The following is a 23,539-nucleotide window of genomic DNA, read 5'->3' as shown; positions in this document are numbered from 1 at the left end:
CCTGCACAACGCCCCCGATGAAAACCGGGGGCGTTTTTTTTACAGCGTGCTCGGGGTGTCTTCCCAGTCGCGATCGTCGTCCTTGGCATCCTGATCCAACACGTTGTAAGCCACGGCGCAGAACAGCGAGTTCAGGCGCTTCATGTCCCCCAACAATCCCAAATGCAACGAACTGGTCTCGATGCTCTGCACGTTTTGCTGATGCAAGCGATCGACGTGCGCGTGCGCGTAGCGGCGATCCAGAATGCGGAAGCGGTGCTTGGAACGGCGCAGGCGCTTGGCGCTGGTGACGTCGCCGGACAGGAACACCGACAGCCCCAGACGCAGGTTGCCGATCAGCCGTTCGTGCAGCCCGTCCAGCTCCGCCAACCCTTCCGCCGAGAAGGCACGACGCGCGGCGTGCGACTTGGCGCCCACGTCGCCGGCCATGCGCTCGATGATGTCGCCCGCCTGTTCCAGGTTAAGCGCCATTTCGATGATCTCCGCCCAGCGGCGCGAGTCTTCCTCGCCCAGATCTTCCTTCTGGATCTGCGCCAGATACAGCTTGATGGCGGTGTACAGCACGTCGACGTCATCGTCGAGGCGCCGCACTTCTTTATCCACGCCTTGTTTGCCGTGCAGCACTTCGCGCTGCAGGATCATCATGTGTTCCACCACGTCGCCCATGCGCAACGTTTCGCGCGCCGCATTGGCCAGCGCCAGCGTCGGCGTGTCCAGCGCGCTGGCGTCCAGATGGCGCGGACGCATACGCGGATCGTCGGCCGCCACGTCGACGATCAGCCGCTCGCACAGCGTCGCCATCGGCCCGGCCAGCGGGATCATCACCAGACAACGGATCAGGTTGTAGAACACGTGGAAGTAGATCACCAGCTCTTCGCTGCCGCCCGGCAGCTGAGCCATCACATCCGCCAGATAGGAAACGAACGGCAGCACCAGCACACAGCCCACCAGCTTGAACAGCAGGCTGCCGAGCGCCACGCGCCGCCCGGCGGCGTTCTGGCCGCTGGCGTTGATCATCGCCAACAGGCCGCTGCCGAGGTTGGCGCCGATCACCAGGCAAAGCGCCACCTTCAGCGAGATCACGCCGGATGCGGTCAGGGTGGCGGTCAGCAGCACCGCCGCCAGGCTGGAATAGCTGACGATGGCGAACAGCGCGCCGGTCAGGGCGTCCAGCATCACGTCGCCGGTCAGCGACGAGAACAGCACTTTCACCCCGGCCGCCTGGGTGATCGGCGTGGCGGCGGCCACGATCAGCTCCAGCGCCAGCACGATCAGCCCAAGGCCGATCAGGACGCGCCCGATCTGGCCGATCCGCATCTGCTTGCGGCTGAGGAACAGGAAGACGCCGATCAGGATCAGCAGCGGCGACAGCCAGGAAAGATCGAAGGTCAGCACGCGCGCCATCAGCGCGGTGCCGACGTCGGCGCCGAGCATGATCACCAGCGCAGGCGCCAGCCCCACCAGCCCCTGCGCGACGAAAGAGGTCACCAGCAGCGCCGTGGCGTTGCTGCTCTGCACCAGCGCGGTCACGCCGATGCCGGAAACGAACGCCAGCGGTTTTTTCTCAACGCTGTCGCTCAACACGCGCCGCAGATTGGCGCCGTAAACCCGCATGATCCCGGTGCGCACGATGTGGGTGCCCCACACCAACAGCGCCACGGAGGAAAGCAGGTGAAGAAGGGTCAGCACGGAAGATACGCTCCATTAACGCCCGGCCAAAGGAGGCTGGTACCCGATGCCTGTCAGGCGGTGCGGAAAGACGGAACGGTTCTGTTCGCCTTAGCCGCAGCCGGTAGGCCAAAAGATGACGGGTACAGCGCGCGGTCCCGCCTGCCGGGCGTAGGTCTGGCAGGACAGCGGGCGGGCGGCAGACCGCAGAAGAGAAGGGTTAATGCGGCGGCGGAAAGGCCCCGGCGCCGCGCTGCGAAGTCATGCAACTTCCCGCAATACAACAGGTTCCAAGTGTAGCCCAATTTGCTCGCCGTCGGGCCGCAGGTCGGCCACCGACCGGTTGAGCACGTCAACCAGCAATTCTACACCGCGAACCTGAATCCGATAGCGTACCACATTCCCGAGCAAACTGTGGCCCAGGATCACCCCGCCGATCCCCTGCCCGGCCGGCAACAGGCCGATCGATTCGGGCCGGATCGCCACCTTGCCGACATAGCTGCGCCCGGTCAGCTGGGCGGCCTGTTCGGCGGTCAGCAGGTTATAGTTGCCGATAAACCCGGCGGCGAAGGCGTCTGCCGGCTGGGTATACAGGGTTTCCGCATCGCCGCTCTGCACGATCTGCCCCTTGTTCATCAGCACGATGCGATCCGACAAGGTCAGCGCCTCTTCCTGATCGTGGGTGACGAAGATCGCCGTCAGGTTCAGCTCGCGTTGAATGCGCCGGATCTGCTCGCGCAGGTGTTTGCGGATGCGCGCGTCCAGCGCCGACAGCGGTTCGTCGAGCAGCAGCAGCCGCGGGCGGGTGACCAGCGATCGCGCCAGCGCCACGCGCTGACACTGGCCGCCCGACAGCTGATGCGGATAGCGCTTCGCCAGCTCGCTCAGCTCCACCAGCGCCAGCACCTCCTGCACCCGCTGGCCGATCTGCCCGGCCGCCAGCTTCTGCATTTTCAGCCCGAAGGCCACGTTGCCTTCCACCGTCATATTGGGAAACAGCGCATAGCTTTGGAACACCATGCCGATGCCGCGCTTTTGCGGCGCCAGCGGCACCAGATCCTGACCCTGCAACAAGATTTGCCCGCTGTCGACCGGAGTCAGGCCTGCCAGACAGCGCAGCAGCGTCGATTTGCCGCAGCCGCTCGGCCCCAGCAGGGTGACGAACTCCCCCTCTTCGGCGGTGAAATCGATATCCTGAAACACCTGGGTCTGGCCATAGTGTTTGTTCAGGCGGGTGACGTTGAGATAAGCCATCAGGTTAACCCTTGTTTTTATTCAGCAGGTTCGCCAGCCAGGTGACGAGCAGCACCACGGCGAAATAGGAGATGACCAGCGCGCTGGTGAAGTGCCCGCTGCCGTTGCGCATGTTGTACAGGTAGACCTGCAGCGTTTCATACTGGCTGCCCACCAGCAGGTTGGCGAACACGAACTCGCCGATCAGGAACGAGAACGACAGCAGCACGGCGATCGTTCCGCCCTTGCGCAGGTTCGGCAACACCACCCACAGCGCCGCCTGCCAGGTGCTGGCGCCGAGCAGGTGCGCGGCGTCCATCAGATCGCGCAGGTTGATTGCCTGCATGTTGTTGCTGATGGCGCGGTAGATAAACGGCAGCGCGATGGTGAAATAGCAGCCCACCAAAATCCACGGAGTGCCGAGCAGCGGCAGCGGATCGGCGGCGAACAGCTGCATCAGCCCCACCGCCGACACCACCGGCGGCACGGCGAACGGCAGCAGAATCAGCACGTTCATCACCGCGTCCAGCTTGGGAAAGTAGTAAGCGATCACAAACATCGCCGGCAGGATCACCACCACCGACAGCAGCAGCGTGCCGAAGCAGATCAACAGCGAGTGCCACAGCGCCTGCAAAAAGCGCGGGTCGCTCCACAGCGCCGTCAGCCACTTCAGGGTCAAACCGTCCGGCAAAATGGTGGCGCCCCACTGGGTGGCCAGCGCATAAATCAGCGTCGCCGCCAGCGGCAGCAGCAGGATCAGCAGCAGTAGGCCGGTCACCGTGCGATGGTACATGCGTTCAGCACGCGACATGAGCATTCTCCATCCGATTATGAGCGCGCATTGAGGTAGCTCCTGCGCAGCATCCATTGGTGGATCACCGTGATAAACGCCATCATCACCACCAGCAGCATCGCCAGCGCGCTGGCCAGGTTCGGATCGAGGGAGATATCCCCTGCCACCAATGCCGAGATGCGGATCGGGATCACGTTGAAGTTGCCGGTGGTCAGCGCGTACACCGTGGCGTAGGCGCCCAGCGCGTTGGCCAGCAGGATGACGAAGGTGCCCATCAGCGCCGGCGCCAGCACCGGCAGGCCGATATGCCGCCAGTAGCGCCAGGGGCCGGCGCCGAGCAGCGCCGCCGACTCGCGCCAGTCGGCGCGCAGCGCGTCGAACGCCGGATACAGCAACAGCACCCCCAGCGGGATCTGGAAGTAGGTATACAGCACGATCAGGCCGCTCTTCGAATAGAGGTTGAAACTCTCCATCAGACCGTATTTGCGCAGCAGCAGCGTCAGGCAACCGTTCAGCCCCAGCAGGATGACGAAGGCGAACGCCAGCGGCACCCCGGCGAAATTGCTGGTCATGTTGGTGAACGACATCACGAAGTCATGAAATCGGGTCTGGCCGAGCTGGCGCAGCGAGTAACTGCCCACTAACGCAATCAACAAGCCGTAGACACTCGACCACAGCGAGATCTCCAGCGAGAACTGAAAGGCCTGCAGGTAGAACGGCGAGGTGAGGATATCGACATAGTTGCCCCATCCCCAGCCGCCGGTCTCGCTGAAAAAGCTGTGAACGGCGATCCACACCAGCGGGGCGATCTGAAACGCGCCGAACAGCACGATAAACGGCAACAGGCACAGCGCGGCGATCCATTTGGTTTTGCCGTTCATCGCGCATCCTGCACCAGCAGCGCCCGGCAACGCGGCTTGTCGTGCGGCGCCTGCAGCAGATCGCAAATCGTGCCGCACAGCTCGGTTTGCTGCGGATCGGCATCGTCCTGGCTGAAGCCCGAGCCGAACACGAACAGCGGCACCTGGCGCTCTTCCGGCAACACGCCGCCGTGGCTGCGATCGTCGTTCATGCCGTGATCGGCGGTGACCAGCACCTGATAACCGGCCGCCAGCCACTCGGGCAGATAGCGCGACAGCGAGCCGTCGGCGCGCCGCGCCGCGTTGCGGTACTGCGGCGAAGAGAGGCCGAAGCGGTGCCCGGCGTCGTCGATGTTCATCGGATGGATCAGCAGGAAATCCGGCTGATGCCGCAGGCGCAGGCTTTCGGCGTCGTCGAACAGATGGCTGTCGGGATAGCCGTCGTCGTAATAGAAATGCCCGTGCTGGATCGGCAGCTCGGGGGCGTCGGTATGGCGGTCGCGCGCGGCGTCGAACGGCGTGCGGTTATACAATTCGCTGAACCAATGATACGCGGCGGCGGCGGTGGTCAACCCGGCGGCGCGTGCGTAATGAAACACGCTTTGTTGATGAGAAAGGCGCGAGACGTGGTTGTGCACCACGCCGCTCTCCACCGGCGTGACGCCGGTGAGGATGCATTCATACAGCGGCCGAGAGAGCGAGGGCAGCTCGCTCTCCAACAGGTACAACCGTCCGCGTCCCGCCGCGCATTCGGCCTGCAGATAGCCCATGGCGTCGTGCGCCACCCGGTAGTTGAGGCCGTCCAGCAGCACGAGGATCGTTTTCATGGTGCGTTAACTCACTGCTGCATAAACATAATGACGTTTTCCTGCCACAGACGCGGCAGCGCTTTGGCGCTCTGTTCCCAGGCCGCCGGATCGGCGATCGGGTGCGCGTTCTTGTACTGCTCGGCCGGCAGCAGCTTGGCCTTGACGTCGTCCGGCAGCGTCAGATGCTCGGCGCGGATCGGGCGCGCATAGCCGCGCGCCAAGTTGATCTGGCCGGCGTCGGAGAAGATGTATTCGCGCGCCAGCTTGGCGGCGTTCGGGTGCTTGGCGTATTTGTTGATGATGGTGGTGTAGCCGGAGGTGATCGAGCCGTCCGACGGGATCAGCACTTCAAAACGGGTTTTGTCGATCTGATCGCGGTAGTTCAGGCCGTTGAAGTCCCACACCACGCCAACCTGCACTTCCCCTTTCTCCAGCGATGCGATCACCGGATTGCTCAGGCTCAGACGGCCGGCCTTGGCCAGCTTGCCGAAGAATTCCAGGCCCGGCTTGAGGTTTTTCTCGTTGCCGCCCATGGCGTAGGTGGCCGCCAGCACGCCGCTGGCCGCCTGCGACGCGGTGCCGACGTCGCCGATGGTGACCTGATAGCTGCCCTTCAGCAGATCGGCCCAGCTGTGCGGAATGTCTTTCACCTGCTGTTTATTGATGATGAAGGCGATGGTGCCGGTGTAAGCCAGCGCCCAGTGGCCGTCTTTGTCTTTCGCCCACTCCGGCACCTGCTCCCAGGTAGAGGGTTTGTACGGCTGCGTTACGCCCTTCTGCACCGCCACCGGGCCGAAGGCCGCGCCGACGTCACCGATGTCCGCCGTGGCGTTGTTCTTTTCCGCATCGAATTTGGCGATCTCCTGCGCGGAGCTCATGTCGGTATCGACATGCTTCAGGCCATATTTGCTCAACAGATCTTGCCAGGTGCCTTTCCAGTTGGCCCAGCTGTCCGGCATGCCGACGCTGTTGACTTCGCCTTCTTTCTTCGCGGCCTGCTCCAGCGCCGCCAGATCGGTATCCGCGGCCCAGCTCATCTGGCTGGATAACACGATGGCACTGGTTAACACAGAAGCGCACAAACGTTTCATAACTGATGCTCCAGGTGGTAGTGTGGGGAGGGCTGGACTAGTCCAGCAAGGACCAAACCAATCTAACGGACGAATGTGATAATTATATGTCAGCTTAAAAAAGCGACGGTTTTATCACCCATTGCAACGGCGAAAACGCGACGCTGGTCTACCTTAAGGGAGGCCAAACGCACTGAAACGGGACACCCGCTGTATGAGTGAAGCACCGACGACCGTAGCCACCATCTGCCAAACGCTGAACGCGCGCATCGCCGCAGGCGAGTTCGCCGTGGGCGGCAAGCTGCCCTCCGAACGCGCCCTGAGCGAACAGTTCGCCACCACCCGCATTACCTTGCAGGAGGCGCTCGGCCAGTTGGAGGCGCAGGGGGTCATCTACCGCCAGGTGCGGCGCGGCTGGTTCATTTCGCCCCCGCGTCTTATCTACAACCCGCTGCAGCGCAGCCATTTTCACGCCATGGCGCAGCAACAGGGGCGCGCCGCCCATACCGAGGCGATCGACAGCGCGGTAGTCACGCTCGACGCGCCGCTGGCCGGCCGCCTGGCGCTGCCCCCCGGCGCCGACGCCTATCGCATTCGCCGGCTGCGCTACATCGACGGGCGCGCGGTGCTGTACTGCGAGCACTACCTCAATCCGGCCTACTTCCCCGGCATACTGGACGAAGATCTGACCCAGTCGCTGACCGCGCTGTACGCCGCGCGCTACGGCATTCACTACGGCCGGGTGCGTTTCGACATGCTGCCCACCCTGCTGCCGCAGCAGGCCGCCGCCATGCTGAAGGTGACCTACGGCAGCCCGGCGCTGTTCATTACGCGGGTGAACCGCGATCAGCACGACCGGGTGATCGATTGCGATCTGGAGTATTGGCGTTACGATGCGCTGCACATCGACGTGGAAGCGCAGTAAATGACAAGGACGCATCGCTGCGCCCTTAAAGAGGAAATCAGTCGGCGTCGTAGCCGAGGTTAGGCGCCAGCCAGCGTTCGACCTCGCTCACGCTCATCCCTTTACGCGCCGCGTAGTCTTCCACCTGATCGCGCTGGATCTGCGCCACCGCGAAGTACTTGCTTTCAGGATGGCTGAAGTACCAGCCGGACACCGCCGCCCCCGGCCACATGGCGAAGGACTCCGTCAGCTCCATGCCGGTGTGGCGGTTGACGTCCAGCAGCTGCCAGATGGTCGCTTTTTCGGTGTGTTCCGGGCAGGCCGGGTAGCCCGGCGCCGGCCGGATGCCCTGATAGTTTTCGCGGATCAGCTCTTCGTTGCTCAGGCTCTCGTCGGCGGCATAGCCCCAGTGCAGCTTGCGCACCTGCTCATGCAGGTATTCGGCGAAGGCCTCCGCTAGGCGATCCGCCAGCGCCTTGACCATGATTTTGTTGTAATCGTCGTGCTGCGCGTCGTACGCCGCCGCCAGCGCGTCCTCCTCCAGCCCGCCGGTCACCGCGAAGGCGCCGAAGTAGTCGGCCTTGCCGCTGCTTTTCGGCGCCACAAAGTCCGCCAGGCAGTAGTTCGGGAAGTCGGTTTTTTCCGTCTGCTGGCGCAGATGGCGGCTCACCGCCAGCACCTCGTCACGCCGTTCGTCGCGGTACACCTCCACGTCGTCGCCGACGCGGTTGGCCGGGAACAGACCGTAAACGCCGCGCGGGTTGAGGCTGCGCTCGGCGGCCAGCCGATCCAGCATCTGATTGGCGTCGTGGAACAGGCGCTTGGCCTCTTCCCCCACCACCTCGTCTTCCAGGATGCGCGGGTATTTGCCCGCCAGCGACCAGGTCATGAAGAACGGCGTCCAGTCGATATAGTGGCGCAGCGTCTCGATGCCGGCCGCCACCGGGAACACGCCGAGCTGCCGCGGCACAGGCGGCTGATAATCGGCCCAGTCCAGCGCCATGGCGTTGGCGCGCGCCTTCTGCAAATCGACCGGCGGCGTGCGCGGCTTTTTGCGCGCATGCTGAATGCGCACCGTTTCATACTCTTTGCGGGTGCGCGCCACAAACTCGTCGCGCTGGGTGGCGGACAGCAGCGCCGACACCACGCCCACGGTGCGCGAAGCATTCTGCACGTAGGTGGTCGGGCCGCTGTAGTTTTGTTCGATCTTCACCGCGGTGTGCGCCTTGGAGGTGGTGGCGCCGCCGATCAGCAGCGGCAGCGTAAAGCCCTGGCGCTCCATCTCTTTGGCCACGTTGACCATCTCGTCCAGCGATGGCGTGATCAGCCCCGACAGGCCGATGATATCGACGTTCTCCTCGCGCGCGGTGCGCAGGATTTTCTCCGTCGGCACCATCACGCCCAGATCGACGATTTCATAGTTGTTACACTGCAGTACCACGCCGACGATGTTCTTGCCGATGTCGTGCACGTCGCCCTTCACCGTCGCCAACAGGATTTTGCCCGCGGAGGTGCCCTGCTGCTTGCTGGCCTCGATGTAGGGTTCCAGGTAGGCCACCGCCTGCTTCATCACGCGGGCGGATTTCACCACCTGCGGCAGGAACATCTTGCCCTCGCCGAACAGATCGCCGACCACGTTCATCCCCGCCATCAGCGGCCCTTCGATCACTTCGATCGGGCGTTCGGCCTGCTGCCGCGCTTCTTCGGTGTCCAGCTCGATAAATTCGGTGATGCCCTTCACCAGCGAATACTCCAGCCGTTTCTCCACCGGCCAGCCGCGCCACTCCGCCTGCTGCACCGCCACGTCATTATCTTTGCTGCCACGGTACTTTTCCGCCAGCTCCAGCAGGCGTTCGGTGCCGTCCTCGCGACGGTTGAGGATCACGTCCTCCACCGCGTCGCGCAGCTCGGCGCTTAAATCGTCATAAATCGCCAGTTGCCCGGCGTTGACGATGCCCATGTCCATGCCGTTGCGAATGGCGTGATACAGGAACACCGCGTGGATCGCTTCACGCACCGGATCGTTGCCGCGGAACGAGAACGACACGTTGGACACGCCGCCGGAGATCATCGCGTGCGGCAGGTGGGTTTTGATGTCGGCACAGGCTTCGATAAAGTCGACGGCGTAGTTGTTGTGCTCTTCGATACCGGTAGCGACGGCGAAAATGTTCGGGTCGAAAATGATGTCTTCCGGCGGGAAGCCGACGCGCTCGGTCAGAATGTTATAGGCGCGGCGGCAGATCTCGAACTTGCGCTCGCGGGTGTCCGCCTGCCCCACTTCGTCGAACGCCATCACCACCACCGCGGCGCCATACCGGCGCACCAGTTTGGCGTGGTGGATAAAGGCCTCTTCGCCCTCCTTCATCGAGATCGAGTTGACGATGCCCTTGCCCTGGATGCATTTCAGGCCTTTTTCGATTACCGACCACTTGGAGGAGTCGATCATGATCGGCACCCGGGCGATATCCGGCTCGCCGGCGATCAGGTTGAGGAAGCGCACCATCGCCGCTTCGGCGTCGAGCATCCCCTCGTCCATGTTGATGTCGATGATCTGCGCGCCGCTCTCGACCTGCTGGCGCGCCACGTCGAGCGCCTCGTTGTATTTCTCTTCTTTGATCAGCCGTTTGAATCGCGCCGAACCGGTGACGTTGGTGCGCTCGCCGACGTTGACGAACAGGGTGTTGGCATCGATGGTCAGCGGCTCCAGGCCCGCCAGGCGGCAGGCGACCGGGATCTCCGGCAGCCGGCGCGGCGGCACGCCCTCGACCGCCTTGGCCATCGCGGCGATATGTTCCGGCGTGGTGCCGCAGCAGCCGCCGATGATATTGAGAAAGCCGGCCTGCGCCCACTCCCCGACCTGGCGCGCCATCTCGGCCGCATCCAGATCGTACTCGCCGAAGGCGTTCGGCAAACCGGCGTTCGGGTGCGCGGTGACGTAGGTCTCCGAGATGCGCGCCAGCTCGGCGACGTACTGACGCAGTTCGTCCGGGCCCAGGGCGCAGTTCAGGCCGAAGGTCAGCGGCTTGACGTGGCGCAGCGAATTGTAAAACGCTTCGGTGGTTTGGCCGGACAGGGTGCGGCCAGAGGCGTCGGTGATGGTGCCGGAAATCATGATCGGCAGTTCCACCCCCAGCGCTTCGAATTCGGTTTCCACCGCAAAGGCGGCGGCCTTGGCATTCAGGGTGTCGAAGATGGTTTCGATCATGATCAGATCGACGCCGCCCTCCACCAGCGCACGGGTCGATTCGCGGTAAGCCGTCACCAGCTCGTCGAACGAGATGTTGCGGAACGCCGGATCGTTGACGTTCGGCGAGATGGACGCGGTGCGGTTGGTCGGCCCCAACACCCCGGCGACGTAGCGCGGTTTTTCCGGCGTGCGCGCCGTCCATTCGTCGGCGCAGGTGCGCGCCAGGCAGGCGGCCTGATAATTAATCTCGGCGGACAGCGACTCCATGTGGTAGTCGGCCATGGCGATGGAGGTGGAGTTGAAGGTATTGGTTTCAAGGATATCGGCGCCCGCCTCGAGATAGGCGTAATGAATGGCGGCGATCACTTCCGGCTTGGTCAGCACCAGCAGATCGTTATTGCCTTTCAGATCGCTGCGCCAGTCGGCGAAACGCTCACCGCGGAAATCGCGCTCATCCAGACGATAGCTCTGGATCATGGTGCCCATGCCGCCGTCCAACACCAAAATGCGCTGCGCTAACTGGCGGCGCAGTTGTTCTACTCGATTCGTCACTGTAACCCCTTCCATTGCCATCCAGCCCATTGCTCAACTGCCGCAAAAACCAACGAGTCATCCTAGCACAGCTTGTAAGGACAAAGGGCCAGACGACAATTGAGAGTTTTTCAGGTTGTGCGCCAACACCTCCGATGAGCTGACGGCGACTTGCAATTCATCGACAAAAAACGAAAATGAATTCCATCATACGGAAAAAGGAATCTTACCCATGGCCACCCCTGCTCCCGCCAAACGCGGCAAGAAGCCCCGCGCAGCAGCCCCGGCCGCCAGTGCGGCGACCGGCCAGGTACAATCGTTGACCCGTGGCCTGAAGCTGTTGGAGTACATTTCGGAAGCCCAGGGCAACGTGGCGCTGACCGATCTGGCCCAGCAGGCCGGCCTGCCGAACTCCACCACTCACCGCCTGCTCACCACCATGCAGCAGCAGGGATTCGTGCGCCAGGTCGGCGATCTCGGCCTGTGGACCATCGGCTCGCACGCCTTTGTGGTCGGCAGCAGCTTCCTGCAAAGCCGCAACCTGCTGGCGATGGTGCACCCGACGCTGCGCCGCCTGATGGAAGAGTCCGGCGAAACCGTCAACCTGGCGGTGCTGGATACCAGCGAGTACCAGGCGATCATCATCGATCAGGTGCAGTGTACGGCGCTGATGCGCATGTCGGCGCCGATCGGCGGCAAACTGCCGATGCACGCCTCCGGCGCCGGCAAGGCGTTCCTCGCCACCCTGCCGGACGATCAGGTGACCAAACTGCTGCACAAGAAAGGCATGCACACCTACACGCCGCACACCCTGACGCCGCACAACCTGAAAGAGGGGCTGGCGCAGATCCGCAAACAGGGCTTCTCCTTTGACGACGAAGAGCACGCGCTCGGCCTGCGCTGCGTGGCGGCCTGCATCTTCGACGAGCACCGCGAAGCCTTCGCCGCCATCTCCATCTCCGGCCCGGTGTCGCGCATCACCGACGATCGCGTGATCGAGCTGGGGGCGCTGGTGATCCACGCGGCCAAAGAGATCAGCCTGGCCTACGGCGGCGTGCGCTGATCCCACCCCTCCGAGGGGCGCCCCTGCGCGCCCTCTCTCCTGATTCCTTGCTCTGTTGTCAGCATGTAACAGGCTGTCGGCATCCTGTGTAGCACACGGGAAAAAAGCTTGAAGCCGATCACAGTTAACGATCCTCACGGCGAAAGCCCATTGCAACCGCTCAAACTTCCTTCGACAATGTTACCGATAACATGTTACCGGTAACAATCAAACTGAACGAAGGTAACGTCACCCGGTGTTTTGGAGCCAAGCCATGACCAACAATCAAAATCGCATTTACGTCGTTATGGGCGTTTCCGGCAGCGGCAAGTCCGCCGTCGCCGCCGCCGCGGCCCGCCAACTCTCCGCCGGCTTCCTCGACGGCGACTTCCTGCATCCGCGCAGCAACATACTGAAGATGGCCGCCGGCGAAGCGTTGAACGACGACGATCGCGCCCCGTGGCTGGCCGCGCTCAACGACGCCGCCTTCGCCATGCAGCGCACCAACAGCGTGTCGATCATCGTCTGCTCGGCGCTGAAAAAGCAGTATCGCGACCGCCTGCGCGCCGGCAACGGCAACCTGTCGTTCATCTACCTGCACGGCGAGTTCCCGGTGATCGAATCCCGCCTGGCGGCGCGTAACGGTCACTTCTTCAAACCGCAGATGCTGGTCACCCAGTTCGCCGCGCTGGAGCAGCCGGGCGCCGACGAGAACGACGTGATGGCGATCGACATCAACCAGCCGCTGGACGCGGTGATCGCCGATACTGTGCGCCATATCCAGAGCTTCCTGCCGCAGGACGTGTGCGCGTGAGTACCGTAACGCTGGTCGGTACCGCAGTCGGCTCGGTTTTACTGCTGTTATTCCTGGTGATGAAGGCGCGCATGCACGCCTTCGTCGCGCTGATGCTGGTATCCATCGCCGCCGGCATCTTCTCCGGCATGCCGCTGGACCATATTGCCGACACCATGCAAAAAGGCATGGGCGACACGCTGGGCTTCCTGGCGATCGTGGTGGCGCTCGGGGCGATGTTCGGCAAGATCCTGCATGAGGTCGGCGCGCTCGATCAAATTGCGGCGCAATTGCTGAAACGATTCGGACAAAGCAAGGCGCACTACGCGCTCGGCATCGCCGGCCTGATCTGCGCGCTGCCGCTGTTCTTCGACGTGGCGGTGGTGCTGCTGATCGGCATCGTGTTCGCCGTGGCGCGCCGCACCGACGGCAATATCGTCAAGCTGGCCATTCCGCTGTTCGCCGGCGTGGCCGCCGCGGCGTCCTTCCTGCTGCCGGGGCCGGTGCCGATGCTGCTGGCTTCGCAGATGAAGGCCGACTTCGGCTGGATGATCGCCATCGGCCTGGTGGCGGCGGTGATCGGCATGCTGATCGCCGGCCCGCTGTACGGCAGCTTTATCAGCCGCTTCGTCAACTGGTCGATGCCGCCGGAAGAGAACGAGCCGACGCTGACCAAGGGCAATTTGCCGTCGTTCGGCTTCAGCCTGGCGCTGGTGCTGTGCCCGCTGGTGCTGGTCGGCATGAAGACCATCGGCGCGCGGCTGGTCACCCCCGGCTCGCAGCTGCAGCAGTGGCTGGAGTTTATCGGCCACCCGTTCACCGCCATTCTGCTGGCCTGCCTGATCGTGATTTACGGCCTGGCGAAGCCGCGCGGCATGAGCAACGAACAGACGCTGGCCATCTGCTCCGCCGCGGTGCAACCGGCCGGGATCATCCTGCTAATGACCGGCGCCGGCGGGGTGTTCAAACAGATCCTGGTGGATTCCGGCGTAGGGCCGGCGCTGGGTGACGCGATGATCGGCGCCGGCCTGCCGATCGCCGTGGCCGCCTTTGCGCTCTCCGCCATGGTGCGGGTGATTCAGGGCTCGGCCACCGTCGCCTGTCTGACCACCGTCGGCCTGGTGCTGCCGGTCACCAGCCAGCTCGGGCTGAACGGCGGGCAGCTGGCCGCGCTGGCTATCTGCATCGCCGGCGGCTCCATCGTGCTGAGCCACGTCAACGACGCCGGTTTCTGGCTGTTCGGCAAATTCACCGGCGCCAACGAACTGCAAACGCTGAAAACCTGGACGGTGATGGAAACGATTCTGGGCAGCGTCGGCGGCGCTATCGGCATGATTGCATTCACGATGTTTTAAATCCTAAATCGCCCCCGGCCTTGCACACCAGGGCTGCAAATCATCCCCGGGGGCACCGCCACAGGCGGCGACTATAACAACAGCAATGTGAGGAAGGCATGATTAACCCAACCTTGTCCCGTGTCACGCAGCGCATCATCCACCGTTCCCAGGCCAGCCGCGCCGCCTATCTGGCGCGCATCGAGGCGGCCCGTTCCCAAACCGTCCACCGCGCGCAGCTGGCCTGCGGCAACCTGGCCCACGGCTTCGCCGCCTGTCAGCCCGATGACAAGACGGCGCTGAAAAACATGGTGCGCAGCGATATCGCCATCATCACCGCCTACAACGACATGCTGTCGGCCCACCAGCCGTACGAACACTACCCGCAGCGGCTGAAGCAGGCGCTGAAGGCGGTGGGCGCCGTGGGCCAGGTGGCCGGCGGCGTGCCGGCGATGTGCGACGGCGTGACGCAGGGGCAGGACGGCATGGAACTGTCGCTGATGAGCCGCGACGTGATCGCCATGTCGGCCGCCGTCGGACTGTCGCATAACATGTTCGACGGCGCGCTGTTCCTCGGCATCTGCGACAAGATCGTGCCGGGGCTGGTGATGGCCGCCCTCTCCTTCGGCCACCTGCCCGCGCTGTTCGTGCCGGCCGGCCCGATGAGCAGCGGCCTGCCGAACAAGGAAAAGGTGCGCGTGCGCCAGCTGTACGCCGAGGGCAAGGCCGATCGTCTGGCGCTGCTGGAAGCCGAGGCCGCCTCCTATCACGGCATCGGCACCTGCACCTTCTACGGCACCGCCAACACCAACCAGATGGTGATGGAAGTGATGGGCCTGCACCTGCCGGGCGCCTCTTTCGTGCATCCGGATACGCCGCTGCGCGACGCGCTGAACGACGCCGCTGCGCGCCAGGTGACGCGACTGACCGACACCGCCGGCAACTACCTGCCGATCGGCCGCCTGGTGGACGAGAAAGTGGTGGTGAACGGCATCGTCTCGCTGCTGGCCACCGGCGGCTCCACCAACCTGACCATGCATCTGGTGGCGATGGCGCGCGCAGCGGGCATCATCATCACCTGGGACGATTTCTCGGAGCTGTCGGAGGCGGTACCGCTGCTGTGTCGCATCTACCCGAACGGCCCGGCCGACATCAACCAGTTCCAGGCCGCCGGCGGCGTGCCGCTGGTGGTGCGTGAGCTGTTGCAACACGGGCTGCTGCACGAAGACGTGCACACCGTGGCCGGTTTCGGCCTGCACCGCTACACCCAGGAACCGTGGCTGGATAATGGCCAGTTGGTGTGGCGCGAAGGCGTAGCCGGTTCGCTCGACGCCAGCGTAATCGCCAGCGTCGCTCAGCCGTTTGAGCATCACGGCGGCACCAAAGTGATGGCCGGCAATCTGGGGCGCGCGGTGATGAAAACCTCGGCGGTGCCCGCCGACAACCAGATCATCGAAGCGCCGGCGGTGGTGTTCGACAGCCAGCACGACATCGTGCCGGCGTTTGAAGCCGGCAAGCTGGATCGCGATTGCGTGGTGGTAGTGCGCTTCCAGGGGCCGCAGGCCAACGGCATGCCGGAGCTGCACAAACTGATGCCGCCGCTGGGCGTGCTGATGGATCGCGGCTTCAAAGTGGCGCTGGTGACCGACGGCCGCCTGTCAGGCGCCTCCGGCAAGGTGCCTTCCGCCATCCACGTCACCCCGGAAGCCTATACCGGCGGCCTGCTGGCGAAAGTGCGCGACGGCGATCCGATCCGCGTCAACGGCCGCAGCGGCGAGCTGCAGGTGCTGGTCGACGCCGACGAACTGGCCCAGCGCACGCCGTGCCAACCCGATCTGAGCGCAGAACACATCGGCTGCGGCCGCGAGCTGTTCGGCGCACTGCGCAGCCAGCTGTCCGGCGCCGAGCAGGGCGCCTGCTGCATCACATTTTAATCGATAGCCTGGCCGCATCGCCGCCTGGCGGTGGCCACAAAGGAGAACGTCATCATGAACAAGTGGAAAACAAGCGCCGAGCAGATCCTGACGGCGGGGCCGGTGGTGCCGGTGATCGTGATCAACAAGCTGGAACATGCGGTGCCGTTGGCGAAAGCGCTGGTCGCCGGCGGCGTGCGGGTGTTGGAAGTGACGCTGCGCACCGCCTGCGCCATGGACGCCATTCGCGCCATCGCCCAAGAAGTGCCGGAAGCGATCATCGGCGCCGGTACCGTGATCAATCCGCAGCAGCTGCGTGAAGTGACCGAGGCCGGCGCGCAGTTCGCCATCAGCCCGGGGCTGACCGACGAGCTGCTCAAGGCGGCCACCGCCGGGTCCATTCCGCTTATTCCGGGCATCAGCACCGTTTCCGAACTGATGCTGGGCATGGATTACGGCCTGCGCGAGTTTAAATTCTTCCCGGCGGAAGCCAACGGCGGCGTAAAAGCGCTGCAGGCGATCGGCGGCCCGTTCCCGCAGGTGCGCTTCTGCCCGACCGGCGGCATCTCGCCGGACAACTACCGCAGCTATCTGGCGCTGAAAAGCGTGCTGTGCATCGGCGGCTCCTGGCTGGTGCCGGCGGACGCGCTGGAAAGCGGCGACTACGCGCGCATCACCGAACTGGCGCGCGCCGCCGTCGCGGGCGCCCAGGCCTGATTTACATCGCAGCGGTGGCGGCCGGCAGCGCCGCCCCGCTGCGCTGGCTGAACCGCTGCTTCTTGCGGTAAGCGAACACGTCTTCCACGTGCCCCTCGCGGATGCGCTGCTGTAACCCGCGCCAATACTCCGCGGTAAACAGATCGCTGTGCAATTCTTCAAACACCTGCCGAATGCGCCGATCGCCGCACAGGAAGTGGCGGAACTCCTCCGGGAACACGTCGTTGGGCGCGATGCTGTACCACGGCTCGCTGGCCAGCTCGTCCTCCGGATAGCGCGGCGGCGGAATGTCGCGGAAGTTGACCTCGGTCATGTAGCAAATTTCGTCGTAGTCGTAGAACACCACCCGCCCGTGGCGCGTCACGCCGAAGTTCTTGAACAGCATGTCGCCGGGGAAGATATTGGCGGCGGCCAGCTGCTTGATGGCATTGCCGTACTCTTCGATCGCATCGCGCATCTGCTGGTCGTTGGCCTGCTCCAGATACAGGTTCAGCGGCGTCATGCGCCGTTCCATATACAGATGTTTGATCACGATGCGATCGCCGAGATCTTCCAGCTTGCCCGGCACTTCACGCTGCAGCTCCGCCAACAGCGCCGGGCTGAGGCGCGCCTTGTCGACGACGAAATTCTCGTACTCCTGGGTATCCGCCATGCGCCCGACGCGGTCATGCTCTTTCACCAGCTGATAGCAGGCCATCACCTGTGCCTGCGTCACCTCTTTTTGCGGGGCGAATTCGTCTTTAATCACTTTAAACACCCGATCGAAGGATGGCAGGGTGAACACCAGCATCACCATGCCCTTCACCCCCGGCGCGATAATGAACTGCTCCTGCGACTGCGCCATAAAGGTCAGGTATTCGCGATAGCATTCGGTTTTGCCGTGCTTCTGGCAGCCGATCGCCATGTACAGCTCGGCGGTGGTTTTGCCCGGCAGGATCTCGCGCAGCCACTCCACCATCGCCGCCGGCAGCGGCGCATAGACCATAAAATAAGATCGGGCGAAGCCGAAGACGATGCTGGCCTCGGCCTTACCGGTCAGGCAGGCGTCGATAAACAGCGCGCCCGACTCGCTGTGGTGGATAGGCAGCAAGAACGGATAAACGCCGTCGGCCAGACGCAGCTTGCCGACCAGCCAGGCGGCCTTGTTGCGATAGAACAGTTCGTTGGCGATCTGGAAGGTTGCCCCCGCCAACTGCTGTGCGCTGAAGGCGCGTTGCAGCGCCTGAGTGATGTAGTGAATATCGCGCGTCAAATCCTCCCACGGCAGCCGCAGCGGCAGATCGCTCAGCACGCTGCGCAGCATCGCCGGCAGATCGCCATTGGGGGTGAAATCGCGCGCCAGCGGACGCGGAATGTCGCGAAAGCGCCGCTCCGGCTGCGAACTGAACACGAACAGCTTGTCCGGCGTCAGATCGCGGTGCTTGAACAGCCGGCAGTAGACCGAGTTAAAGAAGCTTTCGGCGATCTCGAAGCGCGGGTAGTCCGGCAGCAGGTCGATATAGACTGCTTTGACCCGGCTGGGGAAGTCAGCGTCGAAGTATTTCTGCCCGGTGATGCATTTGAGCTGCTCCACCACCAGGCCGACGTGATGGTCATACAGATGGATGCGCTTTTTCATCGCCCGCTGCACCGCCGGCCAGTCCGCCTGCTCGAAGCGCTGCTGCGCGCCGGCGGTCACTTCCAGAAAGCGGCCGTACTGCGCATCGAAGCCTTGCAGGATCGTCTGTGCGATCAACAACTCCAGTTTTGCCGCCATCCTTACCCCCGCCAGAAAAAGAAGCCTGCGCATGCAGGCTCCGGATGAAACGTCTTCAAGCTTGCCGCATCAGAACTGCTGTTCTTCCGTCGAACCGGTCAGCGCGGTGACCGAAGAAGCGCCGCCCTGAATGATGGTGGTGACCTTGTCGAAGTAGCCGGTGCCCACCTCTTGCTGGTGCGACGCGAAGGTGTAACCGCGATCCACCGCGGCGAACTCCGCCTGCTGCACCTTCTCGACGTAGTGTTTCATGCCCTCGCCCTGCGCATAGGCGTGCGCCAGGTCGAACATGTTGAACCACATGCTGTGGATGCCCGCCAGCGTAATGAACTGATACTTGTAGCCCATGTCCGACAGCGCCTGCTGGAAGCGGGCGATGGTCTGGTCGTCGAGGTTCTTTTTCCAGTTGAACGACGGCGAGCAGTTGTAGGCCAGCAGCTTGCCCGGGTATTTGGCGTGGATGGCGTCGGCGAAGCGCTGAGCGGCATCCAGATCCGGCGTAGAGGTTTCGCACCACACCATGTCCGCGTAAGGGGCATAAGCCAGGCCGCGGCTGATCGCCTGCTCGACGCCGGCATGGGTGCGGAAGAAGCCTTCCGCCGTGCGCTCGCCGGTGACGAAGGCGCTGTCATACGGATCGCAATCGGAGGTCAGCAGGTCGGCCGCATCGGCGTCGGTGCGGGCGATCACCAGCGTCGGCACGCCGAGCACGTCGGCCGCCAGGCGCGCGGCGACCAGCTTCTGAATCGCTTCCTGCGTCGGCACCAGCACTTTGCCGCCCATATGGCCGCATTTCTTCACCGCCGCCAGTTGATCTTCAAAGTGCACCCCGGCGGCGCCGGCGGTGATCATCGCTTTCATCAGCTCGAAGGCGTTCAGCACGCCGCCGAAGCCGGCTTCCGCATCGGCGACGATCGGCAGGAAGTAATCGGTATAGCCTTTGCTGCCCGGCTCAATCTGGTTCGCCCATTGGATCTGATCGGCGCGGCGGAAGGTATTGTTGATGCGCTCGACCACCTTCGGCACCGAGTCCACCGGATACAGCGACTGGTCAGGGTACATGGCCGCCGCGCTGTTGGCGTCCGCCGCCACCTGCCAACCGGACAGGTAGATAGCCTCGACGCCGGCCTTGGCCTGCTGCAGCGCCTGGCCGCCGGTGAGCGCGCCCAGGCAGTTCACGTAGCCTTTGCGCGCCTTGCCGTTCAGCAACGCCCACAGTTTGGCGGCACCGTTTTGCGCCAGAGTGCATTCCGGGTTGACCGAACCGCGCAGGTTGATCACGTCTTCGGCGCTATAGGGGCGGGTAATGCCTTCCCAACGGGCCGATTTCCATTCCTGTTCCAGCTGCTGGATCTGTTGAGAGCGAGAGGTAGACATAATTTTTATCCTTTCAGTCGTGTAGGGTTGATTGGGAAAATTCAGGCCAGCAGCTCATAGCCGGGCAGCGTCAGGAAATCGATTAACTCATCTTGCGTGGTGATGCGCTCCATCAGGCGCGCCGCCTCTTCGTACCGGCCGGCGTTAAAGCGCGCTTCCCCCACTTCTTCACGCACCACCAACATCTCTTCTTGCAGCATCTGGCGGAACAGCGCCTTGGTGACCGGGCGCCCGTCGCTCAGGCTCTTCTCGTGGTGGATCCACTGCCAGATAGACGTACGGGAGATTTCCGCCGTGGCCGCATCTTCCATCAAACCGTAAATCGGCACGCAGCCGTTGCCGGAGATCCAGGCTTCGATGTACTGCACCGCCACGCGGATATTGGCGCGCATCCCCGCTTCGGTACGCTCGCCATCGCACGGTTCCAGCAGCTGTGCGGCGCTGATCGGCGCGTCTTGCTCACGCAGCACCTCCAGCTGGTTTTGGCGATCGCCCAGCGCTTTGCCGAACACTTCCATCACCGTGTCCGCCAGCCCCGGGTGCGCCACCCAGGTGCCGTCGTGGCCGTTGCTGGCCTCCAGCTCTTTGTCCGCCCGCACCTTGTTCAGCACCCAGGCGTTTTTCTCGGCGTCTTTGCTCGGGATAAACGCCGCCATGCCGCCCATGGCGAACGCGCCGCGCTTATGACAGGTTTTGATCAGCAGGCGCGAATAGGCGCTGAGGAAAGGTTTCTCCATGGTCACCGACTGACGATCCGGCAGCACGCGATCGCCGTGATTCTTCAGCGTTTTGATGTAGCTGAAGATGTAATCCCAGCGGCCGCAGTTCAGACCCACGATGTGATCGCGCAGGTGGTAGAGGATTTCGTCCATCTGGAACACCGCCGGCAGGGTTTCGATCAGCACGGTCGCTTTGATGGTGCCGCGCGGCAGATCGAAACGATCCTCGGTAAAGCTGAAGACATCGCTCCACCAGGCCGCTTCTTCCCAAGACTGGGTTTTCGGCAGGTAGAAATACGGGCCGCTGCCCTTGGCCAACAGTTGGCGATAGTTGTGGTAGAAGTACAGCGCGAAATCGAACAGGCCGCCGGGAATGGCTTCATCACGCCACAGTACGTGCTTCTCCGGCAGATGCAGGCCGCGCACGCGAGCGATCAATACCGCCGGGTTCGGTTTCAGCTGGTAGATTTTGCCGGCTTCATTGGTGTAGGAAATGGTGCCGTTAACCGCATCGTGCAGGTTGATTTGGCCGTCGATGACTTTGTCCCAGCTTGGCGCCAGCGAGTCTTCGAAGTCCGCCATAAACACTTTTACGTTGGCGTTAAGCGCATTGATCACCATCTTGCGCTCGACCGGCCCGGTGATCTCGACCCGGCGGTCACGCAGATCTTGCGGAATGCCGCGGATCTGCCAGTCACCTTCACGAATGGAAGTGGTTTCCGAAACAAACCCCGGCAGTTCGCCGCGATCGATATTTTGCTGCCAGCGGACACGCGCCGCCAGCAGCTCGTTGCGCCGCGGCGTGAATTTCCCCACCAGTTCCGCCAGGAATTCAACCGCTTCATCGGTCAACACCTGGCGCTCCGCTGCGGCGAAACCCTGCGTAAACCTTAACTCCGTGCCTGCTATCTGTTGCGTCATGACCTTGCTCCTTCCCATCGTTGCGCCCGCGCGACCGGCGCATTTTCATCAGAAATCACTGTGGATCAGGGCGGATGAAACGATCCTCAACTGGTCAGATCTCATCCCGATAGCTCTAAGAATACTCAACAAAAAATAAAAATCAAAAACCATTTCCATTTTATTATTAAATATTTTATTAACACTTTATTATCAATTGGTTAGATAAAATAACAATAATGACAGGTAAGGAAATCGCTTCCAGTAATTTGATAAGGACGCGATAACGCCTTGTTGAACAAAGAATTTATTGGATAAGTGTCGGATAAAAAGAGGAGCTTGCAGAGGATCAACGGAGCGGCGGCCTCGATTCAGCCGCCGGCAGGCAGAAAAGATCAGTCGAGCGTCGGGTTCATATGACGCAGATCGTACGGCGTGATCTGGTAGACGTAATAGTTGAGCCAGTTGGAAAACAGCAGATGGCCATGGCTGCGCCAGGTGGCTTTCGGTGTCAGTGCGGGGTTGTCATCCGGGAAGTAGTTGAGCGGAACGGCGGGATCGAGGCCAGCTTCGTAGTCGCGACAATACTCCCCCGCCAGGGTCAGCGCATCATACTCCGGATGGCCGGTGACGAACGCCAGGCGCTTATCCCTGCTGGCGAACAGGTAGGCGCCCGCCTGTTCGGATTCGGCCAGAATATCCAGGTCGGTATATTGGCGAATCACCTCGGTCGGGAAATCGGCATAGCGTGAATGCGGCGCCAGGAAACTTTCGTCGAAGCCGCGCGTCAGCAACGCATGCTGCTGTAGCGTTTGGTGCGGGTAAACGCCGGAGAGCTTCACTTCGCGCGTCATCTTGGGAATGCCATACAGAATATTCAACGCCGCCTGTACCGCCCAGCACACGAACAGCGTGGAGGTAACGTGGTGCTTGGCCCAGTCGATCACGCGCTCGATCTGTGGCCAATAGGCAACATCGCAGAAATCGACCAGCCCCAGCGGCGCGCCGGTGACGATCAGACCATCGAAGTTCTCGTTCTGGATATCCTCGAAGTCGCAGTAGAAGTTATTCAGATGCTCGGCCGGCGTGTTCTTCGATTCGCGGCTGTCGATACGCAGCAGCTGGATATCAATCTGCAGCGGCGAGTTGGACAACAGGCGCAGAAACTGGTTTTCCGTTTCGATCTTCTTTGGCATCAGGTTGAGGATCAGCACTTTCAGTGGCCTGATTTCCTGTGTTTTTGCCCGCGAGGATGTCATCACGAAGACATTCTCACCGCGCAAGAAATTGACCGCAGGTAACTCATCAGGAACACGAATCGGCATTGCTTAACCCTCACACATCCATTTATACGTTTAGACTTCTAGATGCCCGAAGATAGCGTTTTTTTCCGTCGCTGTCGAGCATTCAGCGGAAAGGTGAAAATGTTTCATTGCGCGATCTGCGCCAAGATATGAGTAGAGAGAGTAAAAGGACTGAAAAGCAAAAAGGCCATCCTTTCGGATGGCCTCTTGGCTTATTTGATGCTTGGCAGTGTCCTACTCTCGCATGGGGAGACCCCACACTACCATCGGCGCTACGGCGTTTCACTTCTGAGTTCGGCATGGGGTCAGGTGGGACCACCGCGCTATTGCCGCCAAGCAAATTCTTTTTTCTGCCGAACTTCTAAACCCACTTTAAATAAAGTGGTGCTGATACCCAGAGTCGAACTGGGGACCTCACCCTTACCAAGGGTGCGCTCTACCAACTGAGCCATATCAGCACGCTTAATTTGATGCCTGGCAGTGTCCTACTCTCGCATGGGGAGACCCCACACTACCATCGGCGCTACGGCGTTTCACTTCTGAGTTCGGCATGGGGTCAGGTGGGACCACCGCGCTATTGCCGCCAGGCAAATTCTGTTTCATTCCAACCGCTTCACTCTCGTGTCGCC

General features: G+C 62.5%; 17 protein-coding genes, 1 tRNA gene and 2 rRNA genes. 6 read left to right on the top strand and 14 right to left on the bottom strand.

Annotated elements, in window-relative coordinates:
- Positions 1 to 39: 39 nt before the first annotated feature.
- From ACF8MC_RS24620 to ACF8MC_RS24595, 6 genes are all read right to left on the bottom strand, one after another.
- Positions 40 to 1,689, bottom strand: coding sequence for a Na/Pi cotransporter family protein (locus tag ACF8MC_RS24620; protein ID WP_033636226.1), 1,650 nt, complete (start codon positions 1,687 to 1,689; stop codon positions 40 to 42).
- A 240-nt stretch (positions 1,690 to 1,929) separates the two neighbouring features.
- Positions 1,930 to 2,922, bottom strand: a complete 993-nt coding sequence (locus ACF8MC_RS24615; RefSeq protein ID WP_164105724.1) for an ABC transporter ATP-binding protein — start codon at positions 2,920 to 2,922, stop codon at positions 1,930 to 1,932.
- 4 nt (positions 2,923 to 2,926) lie between these two features.
- Positions 2,927 to 3,712 (bottom strand): ABC transporter permease, encoded by a 786-nt coding sequence (locus tag ACF8MC_RS24610; RefSeq protein WP_164105726.1) that lies wholly within the window; start codon positions 3,710 to 3,712, stop codon positions 2,927 to 2,929.
- A 17-nt stretch (positions 3,713 to 3,729) separates the two neighbouring features.
- Positions 3,730 to 4,575 carry an ABC transporter permease subunit gene (locus tag ACF8MC_RS24605; RefSeq protein WP_033649696.1) on the bottom strand — a complete coding sequence of 282 codons (846 nt, stop codon included), beginning with the start codon at positions 4,573 to 4,575 and terminating at the stop codon, positions 3,730 to 3,732.
- Complete coding sequence (locus ACF8MC_RS24600; RefSeq protein WP_164105728.1) at positions 4,572 to 5,381, bottom strand: alkaline phosphatase family protein; 810 nt, start codon at positions 5,379 to 5,381, stop codon at positions 4,572 to 4,574. Before ACF8MC_RS24600 ends, ACF8MC_RS24605 begins: the two co-directional genes overlap by 4 nt.
- Positions 5,382 to 5,392: 11 nt before the next feature.
- Positions 5,393 to 6,454, bottom strand: a complete 1,062-nt coding sequence (locus ACF8MC_RS24595; protein WP_033636231.1) for an ABC transporter substrate-binding protein — start codon at positions 6,452 to 6,454, stop codon at positions 5,393 to 5,395.
- 193 nt (positions 6,455 to 6,647) lie between these two features.
- On the opposite strand from ACF8MC_RS24595, the gene ACF8MC_RS24590 reads away from it, so the two are divergent.
- On the top strand, positions 6,648 to 7,358 hold the full coding sequence (locus tag ACF8MC_RS24590) for a UTRA domain-containing protein (RefSeq protein ID WP_085286604.1): 711 nt from the start codon (positions 6,648 to 6,650) through the stop codon (positions 7,356 to 7,358).
- Positions 7,359 to 7,395: 37 nt separating this feature from the next.
- On the opposite strand, the gene metH is transcribed toward ACF8MC_RS24590, so the two are convergent.
- The gene (gene metH / locus ACF8MC_RS24585; protein WP_126192377.1) at positions 7,396 to 11,091 is read right to left on the bottom strand and encodes a methionine synthase; all 3,696 of its coding nucleotides are present in this window, start codon (positions 11,089 to 11,091) and stop codon (positions 7,396 to 7,398) included.
- Positions 11,092 to 11,287: 196 nt separating this feature from the next.
- Here metH and iclR point away from each other — a divergent pair, with 196 nt between their 5' ends.
- The 5 genes from iclR (at position 11,288) to ACF8MC_RS24560 (ending at position 16,854) form a co-directional block, all read left to right on the top strand.
- Positions 11,288 to 12,118 (top strand): glyoxylate bypass operon transcriptional repressor IclR, encoded by an 831-nt coding sequence (iclR, locus tag ACF8MC_RS24580; RefSeq protein ID WP_004936648.1) that lies wholly within the window; start codon positions 11,288 to 11,290, stop codon positions 12,116 to 12,118.
- A 253-nt stretch (positions 12,119 to 12,371) separates the two neighbouring features.
- Positions 12,372 to 12,911 (top strand): gluconokinase, encoded by a 540-nt coding sequence (gene gntK / locus ACF8MC_RS24575; RefSeq protein WP_015379252.1) that lies wholly within the window; start codon positions 12,372 to 12,374, stop codon positions 12,909 to 12,911.
- Complete coding sequence (gene gntU, locus ACF8MC_RS24570; RefSeq protein ID WP_164105732.1) at positions 12,908 to 14,245, top strand: gluconate transporter; 1,338 nt, start codon at positions 12,908 to 12,910, stop codon at positions 14,243 to 14,245. The genes gntK and gntU overlap by 4 nt, the downstream gene beginning before the upstream one ends.
- A gap of 98 nt (positions 14,246 to 14,343) precedes the next feature.
- Positions 14,344 to 16,158 (top strand): phosphogluconate dehydratase, encoded by a 1,815-nt coding sequence (gene edd, locus ACF8MC_RS24565; protein ID WP_041036924.1) that lies wholly within the window; start codon positions 14,344 to 14,346, stop codon positions 16,156 to 16,158.
- A gap of 54 nt (positions 16,159 to 16,212) precedes the next feature.
- Positions 16,213 to 16,854 (top strand): bifunctional 4-hydroxy-2-oxoglutarate aldolase/2-dehydro-3-deoxy-phosphogluconate aldolase, encoded by a 642-nt coding sequence (locus ACF8MC_RS24560; RefSeq protein WP_033649689.1) that lies wholly within the window; start codon positions 16,213 to 16,215, stop codon positions 16,852 to 16,854.
- 1 nt (position 16,855) lies between these two features.
- On the opposite strand, the gene aceK is transcribed toward ACF8MC_RS24560, so the two are convergent.
- The 7 genes from aceK to rrf (ACF8MC_RS24525) form a co-directional block, all read right to left on the bottom strand.
- Positions 16,856 to 18,610, bottom strand: coding sequence for a bifunctional isocitrate dehydrogenase kinase/phosphatase (aceK, locus tag ACF8MC_RS24555; protein ID WP_033649688.1), 1,755 nt, complete (start codon positions 18,608 to 18,610; stop codon positions 16,856 to 16,858).
- Between the two features lie 69 nt (positions 18,611 to 18,679).
- Entirely contained in the window at positions 18,680 to 19,987 is a 1,308-nt protein-coding gene (aceA, locus tag ACF8MC_RS24550; RefSeq protein ID WP_004936630.1) for an isocitrate lyase, read from the bottom strand.
- A 41-nt stretch (positions 19,988 to 20,028) separates the two neighbouring features.
- Positions 20,029 to 21,627, bottom strand: a complete 1,599-nt coding sequence (gene aceB / locus ACF8MC_RS24545; RefSeq protein WP_041036926.1) for a malate synthase A — start codon at positions 21,625 to 21,627, stop codon at positions 20,029 to 20,031.
- A 374-nt stretch (positions 21,628 to 22,001) separates the two neighbouring features.
- Positions 22,002 to 22,931 (bottom strand): homoserine O-succinyltransferase, encoded by a 930-nt coding sequence (gene metA, locus ACF8MC_RS24540; protein ID WP_164105734.1) that lies wholly within the window; start codon positions 22,929 to 22,931, stop codon positions 22,002 to 22,004.
- Between the two features lie 200 nt (positions 22,932 to 23,131).
- A 5S ribosomal RNA gene (gene rrf, locus ACF8MC_RS24535) occupies positions 23,132 to 23,247 on the bottom strand.
- 45 nt (positions 23,248 to 23,292) lie between these two features.
- Positions 23,293 to 23,368 (bottom strand) — tRNA-Thr (locus ACF8MC_RS24530).
- A 14-nt stretch (positions 23,369 to 23,382) separates the two neighbouring features.
- Positions 23,383 to 23,498, bottom strand: a 5S ribosomal RNA gene (gene rrf / locus ACF8MC_RS24525).
- Between the last annotated feature and the right edge of the window lie 41 nt (positions 23,499 to 23,539).

The organism is Serratia sp. LACPHL-BACT-2024-00286 (assembly GCF_043109535.1).
GTDB lineage: Bacteria > Pseudomonadota > Gammaproteobacteria > Enterobacterales > Enterobacteriaceae > Serratia > Serratia sarumanii.
The sequence above is the reverse complement of the archived record's forward strand: the minus strand, read 5'-3'. Positions and strand labels throughout refer to the sequence as shown.

Excerpts from the sequence above, each read along its gene's own strand:
- ACF8MC_RS24610 (WP_164105726.1), bottom strand. The coding sequence starts at position 3,712 with ATGTCGCGTGCTGAACGCATGTACCATCGCACGGTGACCGGCCTACTG.
- edd (WP_041036924.1), top strand. The coding sequence starts at position 14,344 with ATGATTAACCCAACCTTGTCCCGTGTCACGCAGCGCATCATCCACCGT.
- ACF8MC_RS24595 (WP_033636231.1), bottom strand. The coding sequence starts at position 6,454 with ATGAAACGTTTGTGCGCTTCTGTGTTAACCAGTGCCATCGTGTTATCC.
- ACF8MC_RS24560 (WP_033649689.1), top strand. The coding sequence starts at position 16,213 with ATGAACAAGTGGAAAACAAGCGCCGAGCAGATCCTGACGGCGGGGCCG.
- metA (WP_164105734.1), bottom strand. The coding sequence starts at position 22,931 with ATGCCGATTCGTGTTCCTGATGAGTTACCTGCGGTCAATTTCTTGCGC.
- ACF8MC_RS24600 (WP_164105728.1), bottom strand. The coding sequence starts at position 5,381 with ATGAAAACGATCCTCGTGCTGCTGGACGGCCTCAACTACCGGGTGGCG.
- aceB (WP_041036926.1), bottom strand. The coding sequence starts at position 21,627 with ATGACGCAACAGATAGCAGGCACGGAGTTAAGGTTTACGCAGGGTTTC.
- ACF8MC_RS24615 (WP_164105724.1), bottom strand. The coding sequence starts at position 2,922 with ATGGCTTATCTCAACGTCACCCGCCTGAACAAACACTATGGCCAGACC.
- aceA (WP_004936630.1), bottom strand. The coding sequence starts at position 19,987 with ATGTCTACCTCTCGCTCTCAACAGATCCAGCAGCTGGAACAGGAATGG.
- metH (WP_126192377.1), bottom strand. The coding sequence starts at position 11,091 with ATGGAAGGGGTTACAGTGACGAATCGAGTAGAACAACTGCGCCGCCAG.
- ACF8MC_RS24605 (WP_033649696.1), bottom strand. The coding sequence starts at position 4,575 with ATGAACGGCAAAACCAAATGGATCGCCGCGCTGTGCCTGTTGCCGTTT.
- iclR (WP_004936648.1), top strand. The coding sequence starts at position 11,288 with ATGGCCACCCCTGCTCCCGCCAAACGCGGCAAGAAGCCCCGCGCAGCA.
- ACF8MC_RS24590 (WP_085286604.1), top strand. The coding sequence starts at position 6,648 with ATGAGTGAAGCACCGACGACCGTAGCCACCATCTGCCAAACGCTGAAC.
- aceK (WP_033649688.1), bottom strand. The coding sequence starts at position 18,610 with ATGGCGGCAAAACTGGAGTTGTTGATCGCACAGACGATCCTGCAAGGC.
- gntK (WP_015379252.1), top strand. The coding sequence starts at position 12,372 with ATGACCAACAATCAAAATCGCATTTACGTCGTTATGGGCGTTTCCGGC.